Source organism: Thiomicrorhabdus sp. (assembly GCF_041583835.1).
Lineage (GTDB): Bacteria > Pseudomonadota > Gammaproteobacteria > Thiomicrospirales > Thiomicrospiraceae > Thiomicrorhabdus.
This window is the reverse complement of sequence record NZ_JBFHFC010000009.1, coordinates 53,418-67,696: the sequence shown is the minus strand read 5'-3', so window position 1 is coordinate 67,696 and position 14,279 is coordinate 53,418. Positions and strand designations below refer to the sequence as shown.

General features: G+C 45.0%; 12 protein-coding genes. 2 read left to right on the top strand and 10 right to left on the bottom strand.

Features of this window, described 5'->3' with window-relative positions; all coding sequences use genetic code 11:
* Positions 1 to 9: 9 nt before the first annotated feature.
* The 3 genes from ectB to ABY044_RS06720 all read right to left on the bottom strand — a co-directional run bounded on the left by ectB (position 10) and on the right by ABY044_RS06720 (position 3,175).
* Positions 10 to 1,269, bottom strand: a complete 1,260-nt coding sequence (gene ectB / locus ABY044_RS06730; RefSeq protein WP_373019457.1) for a diaminobutyrate--2-oxoglutarate transaminase — start codon at positions 1,267 to 1,269, stop codon at positions 10 to 12.
* Between the two features lie 18 nt (positions 1,270 to 1,287).
* Positions 1,288 to 1,833, bottom strand: coding sequence for a diaminobutyrate acetyltransferase (gene ectA, locus ABY044_RS06725; protein WP_373019456.1), 546 nt, complete (start codon positions 1,831 to 1,833; stop codon positions 1,288 to 1,290).
* Between the two features lie 517 nt (positions 1,834 to 2,350).
* The gene (locus tag ABY044_RS06720; protein WP_373019455.1) at positions 2,351 to 3,175 is read right to left on the bottom strand and encodes an ion transporter; all 825 of its coding nucleotides are present in this window, start codon (positions 3,173 to 3,175) and stop codon (positions 2,351 to 2,353) included.
* Positions 3,176 to 3,292: 117 nt separating this feature from the next.
* Between ABY044_RS06720 and ABY044_RS06715 the strand changes: the two genes are divergently transcribed.
* Positions 3,293 to 3,544 carry a 2Fe-2S iron-sulfur cluster-binding protein gene (locus ABY044_RS06715; RefSeq protein ID WP_279419581.1) on the top strand — a complete coding sequence of 84 codons (252 nt, stop codon included), beginning with the start codon at positions 3,293 to 3,295 and terminating at the stop codon, positions 3,542 to 3,544.
* Between the two features lie 104 nt (positions 3,545 to 3,648).
* On the opposite strand, the gene ABY044_RS06710 is transcribed toward ABY044_RS06715, so the two are convergent.
* Positions 3,649 to 4,614 (bottom strand): PstS family phosphate ABC transporter substrate-binding protein, encoded by a 966-nt coding sequence (locus ABY044_RS06710; protein ID WP_373019454.1) that lies wholly within the window; start codon positions 4,612 to 4,614, stop codon positions 3,649 to 3,651.
* A 203-nt stretch (positions 4,615 to 4,817) separates the two neighbouring features.
* Between ABY044_RS06710 and ABY044_RS06705 the strand changes: the two genes are divergently transcribed.
* Positions 4,818 to 6,389 carry an inorganic phosphate transporter gene (locus tag ABY044_RS06705; protein WP_373019453.1) on the top strand — a complete coding sequence of 524 codons (1,572 nt, stop codon included), beginning with the start codon at positions 4,818 to 4,820 and terminating at the stop codon, positions 6,387 to 6,389.
* Positions 6,390 to 6,482: 93 nt separating this feature from the next.
* Here the strand turns inward: ABY044_RS06705 and phoR are convergent, their stop codons facing one another.
* The 6 genes from phoR to ABY044_RS06675 form a co-directional block, all read right to left on the bottom strand.
* Positions 6,483 to 7,775 (bottom strand): phosphate regulon sensor histidine kinase PhoR, encoded by a 1,293-nt coding sequence (phoR, locus tag ABY044_RS06700; RefSeq protein ID WP_373019452.1) that lies wholly within the window; start codon positions 7,773 to 7,775, stop codon positions 6,483 to 6,485.
* Positions 7,776 to 7,777: 2 nt separating this feature from the next.
* Positions 7,778 to 8,476, bottom strand: coding sequence for a phosphate regulon transcriptional regulator PhoB (phoB, locus tag ABY044_RS06695; RefSeq protein ID WP_373019451.1), 699 nt, complete (start codon positions 8,474 to 8,476; stop codon positions 7,778 to 7,780).
* Positions 8,477 to 8,510: 34 nt separating this feature from the next.
* The gene (gene phoU, locus ABY044_RS06690) at positions 8,511 to 9,239 is read right to left on the bottom strand and encodes a phosphate signaling complex protein PhoU (protein ID WP_373019450.1); all 729 of its coding nucleotides are present in this window, start codon (positions 9,237 to 9,239) and stop codon (positions 8,511 to 8,513) included.
* A 58-nt stretch (positions 9,240 to 9,297) separates the two neighbouring features.
* A complete protein-coding gene (gene pstB, locus ABY044_RS06685; protein ID WP_373019449.1) occupies positions 9,298 to 10,116 on the bottom strand; it encodes a phosphate ABC transporter ATP-binding protein PstB in 819 nt (272 codons plus the stop codon).
* Between the two features lie 88 nt (positions 10,117 to 10,204).
* Positions 10,205 to 11,851, bottom strand: a complete 1,647-nt coding sequence (gene pstA, locus ABY044_RS06680) for a phosphate ABC transporter permease PstA (RefSeq protein ID WP_373019448.1) — start codon at positions 11,849 to 11,851, stop codon at positions 10,205 to 10,207.
* A gap of 11 nt (positions 11,852 to 11,862) precedes the next feature.
* Positions 11,863 to 14,136: an ABC transporter permease subunit gene (locus ABY044_RS06675; RefSeq protein WP_373019447.1), complete on the bottom strand. Its 2,274-nt coding sequence runs from the start codon at positions 14,134 to 14,136 to the stop codon at positions 11,863 to 11,865.
* Positions 14,137 to 14,279: the final 143 nt, after the last annotated feature.

Below are 14,279 nucleotides of genomic sequence, written 5' to 3'. Positions count from 1 at the left end.
TCATACTTTTTAAGCTTGTTTGATGGTTTGTTCGATGGCTTGGTCAAGAATATCAAACCCTTCCTCGATCAACTCGTCGCTGATAATCAAAGGCCCCAAGAATTTGATTACCTGACTTTCCGATCCGGCGGTTTCGATGACTAAACCGTTATCGAACGCGGTGCTACAAATGGTTGAGGTCATCTCCGGGTCTTTAAACTCGATTCCCCAAATCATGCCGTAACCTCGGACATCGACCGTATGCTCGGAATATTTTTCATGCAAATCACGCATCTTCTTCTCGACCAGAGCCGACTTGCGTTTAACCTCCTGCGAAAACCCACTGTCCGACCAGTAACGGCTAATAGCGGCATGGGAAGCGACAAACGCCAGATTGTTACCACGGAATGTACCGGAATGTTCTCCCGGGCTCCATTTATCAAGCTCCGGCTTCATCAAGACCAAGGACATCGGATGTCCTCCACCGATCGACTTAGATAAGGTCACGATATCAGGCTGAACACCCGCACGTTCGAAACTGAAGAAATCACCGGAACGACCGTTCCCGGTCTGAATGTCGTCGACGATCATCAGAATGTCGAAATCGTCACAAATCTGACGAAGTTCCTGCAGCCATTCGTTTCCGGCAACGTTGATACCGCCCTCGGCCTGGATTGTTTCCAATACGATAGCGGCCGGTAATTCGGTACCACTGGATTCGTCTTCCAAAATCTTACGCAGGTAGGCGATCGTGTTAACTTCGGCACCAAGGTAATTGTGGAACGGAACCTGAGTCGTATAGGCCGGTACACCGTAATTTTCATCATGGTAATAACTGTTACCGGTGATACTCAAAGAACCCATGGACATACCGTGGAACCCGTTGGTAAACGACATGACCTGGGTACGTTTTTTTACCTTACGTGCGATTTTCAGCGCGGTTTCCACCGCGTTAGTACCCGTCGGACCCACGAACTGTAACTTGTAGTCCAAATTACGCGGTTTAAGAATGTTGTTGACGAACGTTTCAATGAAATCGTGTTTGGCGACGGTCGCCATATCCAATGCATGACCGATCCCGTTATTCTGCAAATACTTGATTACGGCGTCATTGATCGCATCGTTATTGTGGCCGTAGTTCAAGGCCCCCGCGCCGGCAAAGAAATCGACATAACGTTTACCGTCCACATCCCAAATTTCAGCCCCCTTGGACTTCTCGAACATGGTTGGAAATGAACGTACATACCCACGAACTTCTGATTCGTACTGGTCAAAAATAGCTAAAGACATAGTCATCCTTTTTATAGATTAATGCTTAAATAAAATACTTTTAAATAATTGATTGTCCGGTGATTTGAGGGTGTATAACTCCTCGGCCTCATGGCCTAGATCACCGAAATGTTGAGTCTCAAGATAGGACTGCTTCTCTACCGATAAACCATGCGTTTCCGCAAAACGCTTAAACAGCTTTTGAGACGCAATGTTAGACGGACTAATGGTGGCCGAAATCCGGTCAAAACCGGGCTTTTCCAGCTGATTGCACACCAGGTGTTCCAGCAGCCGTAATGCCAAACGCTTACCACGCATAGAGGTATCCACAGCCACCTGCCATACAAACAGATTACCGGATGCCTTAGGGTTGAAGTAAGCGGAAATGAAGCCGACGATCTGCCCCTGATTTTCAGCGACCACACAGGTGTCGGAGAAATGATCGGCCTGTAAAAAATACAGATACGATGAGTTCAGATCTAAAGGCGGTGAATTTTGAATCAACGAATAAATTGCATAGCCATCTTGCAATGATGGTTTGCGAAATATTACGTTTTTATCAGAAGGTGTATTATCAGTCTCCATAATAAAATCTTATTTTGTTAAAAATGAATTGTTCAACCAATCGCAATAAAAAGGAGGTTTGTATCAACAAGGATACAGAATGGATTATGGACAAATGCAAAGCAGCCGAACCCCTTCGAGCTAAATGCTGAATTGAGTGCCATACGATTGATTCCTCAGGACTCGTCCTTTGGATTAGACTCGACCAACGTTGGTCTATAATTGATGGGCGCCTAAACGCAAATGACAGTGTAATAAATACAACTGTAATAAAGATAAAACTAACCTTTTGGGTTTATTTACTTGGGTCACATTATAAACAAAAAAAATCTAAAAATCAACAACTTGCCCAAACAGACCCTACAAAAAGGTAGGATAACCTTATGAAATATTTATCGTTTTCATAGAATTAGAAATTTAAAAAAAAGGCCATGAAACCAATCAAAACGGAACGGTTTTCCATTCCGGCTCAATCGAGAATCACAGCCTTTTTCTTTACACGAATTCACGCCATGAATGTCGTGCTGCTTACCGAGAATTAACGCTCCTGCTTAGACAGCAACAGATCGATTTTGCGATGCAAATCGGATAACTCATTCTCTACCCGAGCCTCAAAGGTTAAGTGCTCATCCAAAGATTCGCCCAGCTTCTCCGCTTCCATTTTTTTATGCTCTTCATCCAAGACGTCGACCACGATCCCGATCATCATATTCAAGAAAACAAAGGCCGAGAAAAAGATGAACGACACATAGTAAATCCAACTCAAACCATAAACCGTCATGGTTTCATACATGATGTCGGTCCAATCCTCAAACGTGGCGACACGGAACAACGTCAGCAACGAAATACCCAAATCGCCCCATAACTGCGGATTGATTTGTGAAAACAGCAGATTTCCGATTACCGCATAGAGATAGAAGATGATGAACATCAACAAGCCCACATACCCCATTCGCGGCAGAGCGGTAATCAGCGCCGAAACCAACACTCGCAATTCGGGAATGAACGAGATCAAACGCATCACCCTGAACAGACGTAGCATTCTAGCTATCAACGCATATTCGGAATCATCCAAAGGAATCAGACTGACCACGACAATCACGAAATCGAAGATGTTCCAGCCCTTTTTAAAGAAGTCGCGAATTCTTGATTCAGCCGCGATACGAATGACGATCTCGACCAAGAAAAACAGCGTGACCGCATAGTCTAAAAACCTTAAAACATTCTCGACAATCGGGTGTAAATCGTAAGTGCGAATCCCAATCATCAAAGAAGAAAAAATAATGATCGAAATGACGAACAACTCAAACACTTTGTTGTCACGAATCGTTTGAAATTTCTGCTGGAAATTCTGCCATGTCATAATGTTTGATAAACTCTCTATGGTGGTTAATAAAATTTTTGTATATTCTACTTGAATAGGTCATAAATAAAATTGATAAAATGACGAACGGTATACACATCTTTAAAGGAAAAGAACATGGCAAAAATTAATGTAGTAGGACAGGGAGAATGCGAATTCGACGGTCAGTTTTCAATGCTTGAAGCATTGGATGAAAACGGGTTCGATATGCCTTATAGCTGCCGAGGGGGAAATTGCGGCGCTTGTGCGGTAAGGCTGATTTCGGGTGAAGTCGAAGAGATTCAATCACCGGCTTATGAAGTCCAGTCGGGAGAGATTTTGACCTGTAGCGTGATTCCTTTAACCGATGTGGAAATCGAGCTGATCTGATTCATCGCTAAATCAGACCCATCCGTTGAACTGAACTTACTTTTCATCGGACAAAAAAAAAGCCTCGCATTGCGAGGCTTTTTTATTGCTAGCGAAACCCGATCTTACTGGATTTTTGCCAACTGCTTAGCAGCAACTTTAGCTGGAAGAGGGATATAACCGTCTTTCTCAACAACTTGCTGACCAGCTTTTGAAAGTACTAGCTTGAAGAACTCACCAACAACTGGCTCAACTGGCTTGTTAGGCGCTTTGTTTACATAAACGTAAAGCAAACGAGATAGAGGATAAGTACCGTTCAAAGCGTTCTCAGTTGAAGCTTCGATGAATGGCGTACCTTCTTTCTTAGTTAGAGCAACTGCTTTAACACCCGCTGTTTTGTAACCGATACCAGAGTAACCGATTGCATTAACAGATGCAGAAACCGACTGAACAACAGAAGCTGAACCAGGCTGTTCGTTTACAGAAGACTTGTAGTCACCTTTACATAGAGCGTGCTTCTTGTAGTAACCGTAAGTACCAGATACAGAGTTACGACCGTAAATCTGGATAGACTTAGCTGCTAGGCTACCTTCAACACCAGCTTCACCCCAAGTAGCGATATCAGACTTATAACCACACTTACGAGTTGATGAGAAAATCGCATCTACTTGTGGAATAGTCAAACCTTTAATTGGGTTGTCTTTATTTACATATACTGCCAAAGCATCGATCGCAACTGCGATAGGAGTAGGCTTATAACCCCACTTCTGTTCGAATGCAGTTTCTTCTTTAGACTTCATTTTGCGGCTCATAGGACCCACGTTTGAAGTACCTTCAGTCAAAGCTGGAGGCGCAGTAGAAGAACCAGCAGCCTGGATCTGAATGTTAACGTTAGGGTAGTTACGTTTGAACTCTTCAGCCCATAGCGTCATTAAGTTAGCTAAAGTATCAGAACCTACAGAGTTAAGGTTACCAGAGATACCAGAAACTTTTGAGTAAGCAGGTAAGTCTGCATCAACAGCTGCATATGCAGTTTGAGAAACAGTTGCTGCAGCTAGGCCCATTGCCAATAGCATTTGACGTTTGATCATGTGAATATACTCCAAATAAATACAAAATGAATTTTGAACACAGGGCAGATTATAGAGACCACCTATAACAGTATCTTTAAGGAATTATTACATATTCATGACAGCGCACAAAAAACCTCATAAAATACCAAAAACTCAATAGTGGGCTAGCGGTCAATATTCAATTACGCCCCCTCCCAATCTTTAACATCAGAGATTCAGCTATGGAATTCCGTAACATCAACGAGATTGAAAGTGCAACGAAGCGCGGTCGAAAAGAAATGTTTCGTCTGGGGTCCGCACTACTGTTTATCATTTTAATCATGCTGTTCACCGCGAACCAGCACACCTCTTCCGGCTCTATCAGCATCGAATTGGTGATTGCCGCCATGATCGGCGGGTATATGGCATTGAACATCGGAGCCAATGACGTCGCCAATAATGTCGGTCCCGCTGTAGGCTCTAAAGCCCTGACTTTAACCGGTGCGATTATTATCGCCGCCATTTTCGAAACCTCCGGCGCCCTGATCGCGGGCGGTGACGTCGTCAGCACCATCAAAAAAGGAATCATCGATCCCGCTCTAATCGCCGATAGCGATACCTTCGTATGGCTGATGATCGCCGCACTGCTGGCGGGTGCTTTATGGCTTAATATTGCCACTGCGGTCGGAGCTCCGGTCTCCACCACACACTCGATCGTCGGCGGCGTTCTCGGTGCCGGTATTGCCGCTGCCGGCTGGAACATCGCCAACTGGAATCAAATGGGGGCGATTGCCGCAAGTTGGGTAATCTCCCCATTGATCGGGGGCGTCATCGCAGCCCTGTTCCTATTCTGGATTAAACGCAGCATCACCTATAAAAACGATATGGTTGAAGCGGCTAAAACAATGCTGCCTATTCTGATTGCGATCATGGCATGGGCCTTTTCAACCTACCTAATCATGAAAGGCCTCAAGAAAATATGGAAAGTCGATTTTGAATACGCCGTACTCATCGGACTCGGCATCGCTGTTGCCATTTACTTTATCGTCAAACCCTTAATTTCGCGTCAGGCCGCTTCATTATCAAACAATAAAAGCAACATCAACCAGCTGTTTACCATTCCGCTTATCTTTGCCGCCGCCTTACTCAGTTTCGCCCACGGAGCAAACGATGTCGCTAACGCGGTAGGACCGCTGGCCGCCATCCATGACGCCATACAAACTCACGGCATTGCGACCAAGGCCGAGATTCCACTGTGGGTAATGCTAATCGGGGCGATCGGAATCAGTTTAGGCTTAATGCTGTTCGGACCGAAGCTTATCCGAACTGTCGGCAGCGAAATCACCGAACTCGACCAAATGCGTGCCTACTCTATTGCCATGGCCGCGGCGATCACCGTTATCATCGCATCACAGCTCGGTCTCCCCGTCAGTTCTACCCACATTGCGGTAGGTGGTATTTTCGGGGTCGGCTTTCTGCGTGAATACCTAAAACGCAATTATGCCAATACCATTCAAGCGATCAGAGATCACCACCAAGGCCAAGACCAGGCTGAAATCGATCGTTTCATACAGCAGTTTGAGAAAGCGTCTATTAAAGAAAAGAAAAACATGCTGCTTCAACTCAAACAAAAAGAAGCCGATGTTTCGTTAACCAAAAAAGAACGAAAATCTTTAAATAAGGTCTATCAAAAGGAATTGGTCAAACGTTCGGCGTTTTTGAAAATCGCGGCGGCATGGTTGATCACAGTCCCTGCATCGGCACTCATGGCCGCGCTGATTTTCTTTGCCATCAAGCAAACTTTTCAATCGTAGATTGAAGCCGCGTTAGCGAAAGAATTGATGGCTTGACGACCAGGTACATCAAAATTACCTCATAGGTGCCTCGGTAGGCACCAAACCAACCGCTTACTGCATCACTACCCGTTCTACCGGAAAATCACACTGAAAGGTAGACCCCTTCCCGACCAAACTATCGACGTGCAGGCTTGCGCCATGTCGTTCCAGAATATGTTTTACAATGGCTAATCCCAACCCCGTTCCGCCGGTTTCCCGCGAACGGGCTGTGTCGACGCGGTAGAAACGTTCTGTCAATCTCGGAATGTGCTCTTTTGCAATTCCGATCCCGTTATCTTCGACCTTGTAATGCGCCCCGTCGTCGTCATGATACCAAGATACTTTGATCAAACCGCCCTCAGGAGTGTAACGCACTGCGTTGGAAACGAGGTTCATAAACACGCTTTTCAACGGCTCAACATAACCGGTCATACACAAATCCGGTTCCACCGAAAACACAAACTTATGCCTGCCCTGACTGAGCTGCTCCGCTTCGCGTTCGAGACCCGCTAAAATTTTCGGAACATTCACCAACTCCTCTTGAGAAGAAAGCGTTTCGGATTCCATTTTAGACAAAGTCAGCAAGTCATCGATGATGGCCTTCATTCGATCCGATTGTTTCTCCATCGTTTCGAGCGCCGGCAACCACATATTCTGATGCTGACCGGGAGTGTCGATCATCGCTTCCAGATAGCCTTTTAAAACCGTCAGAGGCGTACGCAATTCGTGGGAGGCATTAGCAATAAAGTCACGACGTATTTGAGCCAAATTGTAAAGATCGGTGATATCTTTAACGATCAAAAGTTTATGGCTGTCGAAGTAGGGAATAATTTTAACGCTGAATGTTCTTTGCACACCTTGCAAAGAGTGAATGGTCAGGACATTCTGATATTTTTCGTCTTTTAGATACTGAATAAATTCCGGCTGGCGAATTAAACCTTCGACTTTACGACCGACATCCTGTCGACGCAACTCAAGTATTTTTCTGGACGACGCATTGAACCATTCAATATGATTTTGCTGATCGAGCGAAACAATCGCATCGGGAATCAACATGGAAGCGGCTTTGAATTGTTCCGACTTATACAACTGCAAATCGGCATGTTTTTCCAAGGCGCGTTGTTTACGGGAAACCAGATAGGTCAATTCGCTCCAGAATCCCGAAGCTGGCGGAAACGTCGCTTGAGTTCCCTTGTCCATCCACATTTCGAATTTATGCATGCTCCATAATTGGCGGACAACATACAAAACCAAATAAGCTAACAGGCCTTCTATCCAAAGATTGGTAATCCAACTGAAAAAAAATAACCCCAATAAAGAGGTTATCAGCCAGGTCAGTTCTCTGGAAACGCCGTTAGAGAACAAAGTTATTCCTCAATAACGGAAAAGCGATACCCTGAACCGCGAATAGTTTGAATATAATCAGCGACCAGTACCGGTTCCAGCAATTTACGCAAACGTCGGATATGAACGTCGACCGTGCGCTCTTCCACAACGACATTCTCACCCCACACCTGATCAAGTAATTGCATTCGCGAATACACTCGGTTCGGGTGGGTCATAAAGAATTGAATCAGTTTGAATTCAGTCGGTCCAAGTTTCACTTCTGCCTGATCAACCGTAAAACGATGACTGCTTAAATCCAGCTGCATCTTACCGGCGACCAGGCGGTCTTCTTTGGATTGTTCGGGATCTTGACGACGCAACAAAGCTTGAATTCGAGCAACTAAGGCACGAGGAGAAAACGGCTTAACGACATAATCGTCGGCGCCGGCTTCGAAACCTTGAACTTGATCGTCTTCTTCACCTTTTGCCGTCAACATGACGATCGGAATGGCGCGAGTCTTTTCGTTTTGACGAATACGCTGAGCCAATGAAACCCCGCTAACGCCCGGCAACATCCAATCCAACAGAATCAAGTCCGGCAACGTCTCTGACGCGATCTTCCATCCTTGTTCGGCATTAGGTGCTTCCAAGACCGTGAAATCGGCCGACGACAGGGTAAACTTCAGCATATCCCTGATCGCCGCTTCATCTTCAATAACTAAAACCGTCTGCTTATTCATCCAACTTACAACTCATTCATCGACAAACAAAAAATTATTCAATCGTGCTTAAAAACTCTGATAATTTGGCCGTATCCATATTGCGAACATCGCGACCGTCGACAAGGTAAACGATACTTTCCGCAATATTGGCTGCATGGTCAGTCACACGTTCACTGGCTCTTAAAGCAAACACCATTTCCAACAAACATTCCGCCGGAAGGTCAGAATCGTTGAAACCTTGAGTCACTTCTTTAATCGCATGCGCCAAACGCTCATCCATACGCTCTTCGTCATCGACCACACTGATCACTTCTGAGAGTTCCAAACGGGCGAAAGCATTTAATACTTTCTTCAACATGGTATTGGCACAAGACGTAATTTCAAGCAATGCATTGAAACCAGGTAACTGTTTACAATCAATATTTTCGTCTGCCATCTTGATGACTAACTTGGCCGTCTTAACCACCTCGTCACCCATTCTCTCCAAATCAACCGCAATACGGATAGCGATGATAATCAAACGCAAATCGGAAGCGGTTGGTTGCTGTCTGGCTAAAACACGCGCACATAGACGATCGATTTCCATCTCTTCTTTATTGATGACTTTGTCGATTTGTAAAACTTCTTTCGCCAAAGCAACATCTGCGTTTTCTACCGCGATAACCGCGTTTTCAAGCTGACGCTCAACCAAACCGCCCATTTCCAAAACTTGATTAAACAACTCTTCCAAATTACGGTTTAACTGTTCTGAAATATGGCTTTTAAATTCTGTTCTTTCCATGATCCACTATCCTCTGCTCTGATTACCTATCGTCTTTGATTTTATAAATAGGCAATACTTAACCGTAACGCCCGGTAATGTAGTCTTCAGTACGCTTCATTTTCGGGTTTGTAAACAAGCTATCCGTATCGGTATATTCGATAAGTTCACCCATGTACATAAAAGCAGTATAGTCCGAAACACGAGCAGCCTGCTGCATATTATGGGTTACGATCAAAATCGTAAACTCTTTTTTCAACTCGAAAATCAACTCTTCGATCGCCAAAGTGGAGATCGGATCCAACGCCGAAGTCGGTTCGTCCAATAGAAGCACTTCCGGCTTGATTGCAATCGCACGGGCGATACACAAACGCTGTTGCTGACCGCCGGACATACCTAAAGCATTCTCATTCAAACGATCTTTCACTTCTTCCCATAAACCGGCGCCTTTCAAAGCCCACTCAACGGTTTCGTCGAGAACGCTTTTATCGTTTATCCCTTGCAGACGCAGTCCATAAGCGACATTTTCATAGATGGTTTTAGGAAACGGATTCGGCTTTTGGAATACCATACCGACACGGCGGCGCAGTGAAGCCACGTTCATCTCTTTTGCGTAGACATCGTCACCGTGAAGAGTCATTTCACCTTCAACATTAACGATATCGATCAAATCGTTCATGCGATTGAAACAACGCAATAAAGTGGATTTACCGCAACCGGAAGGACCGATGAAAGCCGTTACACGATGCTCGGGAACAACCATGTTAATGTCTTTCAAAGCCTGCTTGGTACCATAATACAGATTCCAGTCTTTAACTTCCATTGCCACCTTTTCATCTGCTAATGAAAGGCTACGGTGATCGCGATCTAAAGCAACGCTGATATTTTGTTCGCTCATGTCTACTTAATCCTTTTAACCCGATTCAACGCCGGATAATCGGGTTATCTTTAAAATACTTTAACTAAATTCAACTTATTTACAAAAATTAATTGTCTAGGGATTTATATTTTTCACGTAACTTATTACGAATCATAATAGCCCCTAAGTTTAAGCCTAGAATAATCAAAACCAAAAGTAATGAAGTGGCATAAACCAATGGCTGTGAAGCCTCAACGTTAGGGCTCTGGAAGCCAACGTCATAAATATGGAAACCTAGGTGCATAAACTTACGATCTAAATGTACGAACGGCGCCACCATATCCAATGGCAATTCAGGCGCCAGCTTGACTACCCCGACCAACATCAGCGGTGCAACCTCACCCGCCGCACGGGCGATCGCCAAAATCAATCCCGTCATGATCGCAGGCATGGTCATCGGCAAAATAATACGCATAATCGTTTCGGACTTAGTCGCACCCAAGGCTAAACCACCTTCACGGAGCGCACGCGGAATTCGAGACAAACCTTCTTGGGTCGACACGATGACCACCGGCAAGGTCAACAAGGCCATAGTCAAGGAAGCCCATAAAAGACCCGGACTACCAAATGTAGGACTCGGCAACGCATAACTATAGAAAAGTTCGTCAATCGACGACCCCATAATATAGACAAAGAAACCTAAACCGAAAATACCGAATACGATTGAAGGAACACCTGCCAGGTTATTAATCGAAATCCGCACCATTCTCAGAACGATACCTTCTTTGGCATATTCGCTCATGTAGATTGCGGCGATGACCCCCATAGGCGTTACAAAAACGGCCATCAACATAACCATGGTGACCGTACCGATAATGGCCGGGAACACCCCGCCTTCCGTATTCGCTTCGCGCGGATCATCCAACAGGAAGTTACCGACCGAGTTAAAGAAGAATCCAACTCTTTCCATCAGACTAAAGTTGTTCGGCTGCCAGAAATGTACGATTTTCTTAACAGGAACGGTCAAAGTTTTGTTACCGGCAATCGCTAATTCGACAGAGCCAAGCGTATCCGTCTGCTTGTATAAGTCCTGAGCGGCCTGATGATGTTTATCAAAATCCTTTTGATACTCAGCACGTTCTGCGTTTAATCGAGCTGCCTCTTCGTCATTGAAATCACCGTTGGCACGTAGCTTCTTCTCTTCTAAACGCAAGCCTTCAATCTTGTAGTTAATCGCACCGATTTCAATTTTTTCAATGTATTTGATTTCGCTGTGTAACTCGGTTCCTTTTTTGACTTGCTTTGAAAGCAACGCCAAACTCTCTTGCGGATCGGAGACGGTTTTACCATCAATGGTAACAGACTTGATATGTCCGTAAACGTTGCCATATTCATAACGTTCGACTACGACAATGTCTTTCTCAAGCGTGTCGATACCGCCAACGATGTCCGCACTGCTCACCCATCTAAAATCGATACCGTAAACGTCACGGTTACCCACCTTAAATAGATACTGAGGAATTTCTCTTTTGCCGTGCGGCGCAGCAACATCGTCGATCTCTTTGACCTTAGAATCGTGCAACTCGCCGATTACGACTTCTCTATCGCCGTTTTCATGCTGAACTTCAACATGGTAAACGTCATGAGGCCAGAAATGAATCAAGCCTTTATAGGAAATCATTGCCAACAATCCAAACACCAATACGACGCTAATACTGACAGTAGAGGCACTAAACCAGATCCAATGTTCGCCTTTTTTAAACCATTCTCTCATGCCATAAACTCCTAAAGCGATCCGTATTTGCGACGCATACGTTGACGAACAACCTCTGCCAAGGTATTGAATATAAATGTGAAAATAAACAGTACCAGACCGGACAGGAACAGTACTCGATAGTGTGAACTGTCAACCGCGGCTTCCGGCATTTCTACCGCCAAGTTCGCCGACAACGTTCGCATCCCTTCAAATAAGTTCGTTTCCATCAACGGTGTATTACCGGATGCCATCAACACGATCATGGTTTCCCCTACACCGCGTCCGAAGCCAAGCATAATGGCAGAGAAAATCCCCGGACTGGCCGTCGGCAAGACAACACCAACCAATGTCTGCCATCCGCTCGCACCCAGCGCCAAAGAACCGTTGATCAAATAACTAGGCACGTTATAGATTGCATCTTCAGTCACCGAGAAGATCGTCGGGATCAAAGCAAAGCCCATTGCAAAACCGATAACCATCGCATTACGCTGGTCAAAATCAATTCCGGCGTTGAACGTTAGCCAGTGACGCATATCACCATCGAAGAAAGCATTTTCTAGCGGCGCACTGAGTTGCAATGATATCCAACCGAGGAAAATAACCACAGGAATCATCAATACCGCTCGTTTACCCACAGGCAATCTTAAGCGAATCGATTCAGGTAACTTAGACCAGGCAAGACCAAAAGCCACGATCCCTATCGGCACGATAATCAACAACGAAAAGAAACCTGGCAGATGCGATTCCATATAAGGCGCCAGCCACAATCCCGCCAAGAAACCAAGGATTACGGTTGGAAGCGCTTCAATCAACTCAACAGAAGGTTTAACCCATTGACGTGTCTGCTTATCCATAAAGAATGCGGTAAAGATTGCTGCCAATACGGCGATTGGAACCGCAAATAACATCGAATATAAAGCCGCCTTGATCGTACCGAACGTCAATGGCGTCATCGAGAATTTAGGCTCGAAGTCCGCACTGGCAGAAGACGACTGCCAGACGTAAGCCGGTTCGGAATAACCTTCATACCAGACTTTGCCCCATAAACTTGAAACCGATACATCCGGGTGATGATTTTCGATCAAGTAATGTACCAGCTGGCCGTCGGAAGTTTCCACTAAGGCACCGTTAGCACGGTTGGAAATCATGACAAAACCGGTCGAACCGTTTTCAATTACTTGTGTACTATTAAGATGACGATCCGCAGTAGAGTGGTACAGATTGAATTGGCCCGAAGCATCGGTAGTCGCAAACCCCTTACGGTTCTTTTCAATCGCTATGCTATGAATCGGCGAGTCACCGACCTTAAAGCTGCGAATCTCATGAATGGCAAAATCATTGTTGTTATCGCGAACCGGGAACCATTGGATCACGTTTCCTTTATCGGTTCCTAACATCAAGGAATAGTCACCCAACAAGAAACGGACGGTGGTCAGGTGTTCGCCGGACGGTAGCATATTCACATGCTGAACCAGCGCAGGACTTTCGATATCGCTTAAATTATAGTAGTCGGCCACACCGTCTTTTGAAATGACGTATAGGTTGCGCATACTACCGTCCAATTCAAGCCAGTCGGCTGCATTTTTACTTTCAAACGCACCGACATATCCCTCTTCCAAAGTGATCGTATCGGAAAGCATCGATTCAATTTTAGAAAACTGCTTAATAACGATTTGATCCGAACCTAACTCTTTATAGGCAAACACCAAGTCAGAATCATTTTGCTTCACCGCCAGCTTTTCGATCGGCGCCGAAGCCAACTCGATGGCTTCCTCGCCAAACGGATATTCGACCTTAGGTGTGATCGTACGGACATTGTTTGGATAACTGACGTCGTATCCATACTTGGCAATAAGTACCGTCCCATCGGATAATGAAAACGCCAAAACATTACCAATTTCCGAAACCACCGTAAAGCTCGTAATGTGCTGACCGCTTAAAGGCAAAGAGTCCAAAGAAATCTGCTTACCGTTGGCGACATCAAATCCGAACAACTTCCCCGATGCCGTAAAACGCAAGGCCGTTTCCTGATATTCATCCATGCCGTAATACAGCGTTTTTTCGTTTTGAGTGCCGGGAATACCGTACTGAGCATGTTTTTCAACCGTCGCCGGAACAAAAAGCGGTAACACCACATACAACAAGAAAAACATAATCAACAGAACGGACAAAATAACACCGATTCCGCCAATACTTATTCCAAATGTTGAAGCTGCATCCTTTGCATTTCGACGCCTAACGCGTTTCTCAAATTCAGGACCTTTTAACGCTTTATCCAACGCTATCTCTGCACGACTACTCATATTACTTCCAACCTATAGTAAACCTATCAGGAACTGACATTACTCATCAATGGCGGTACTATACCTTTTTAATATGACAATTACATTTCAATTTATTGCGTAAAAGGGTATTTTTTCCCCAAGAAAACCCATATCATAAAACA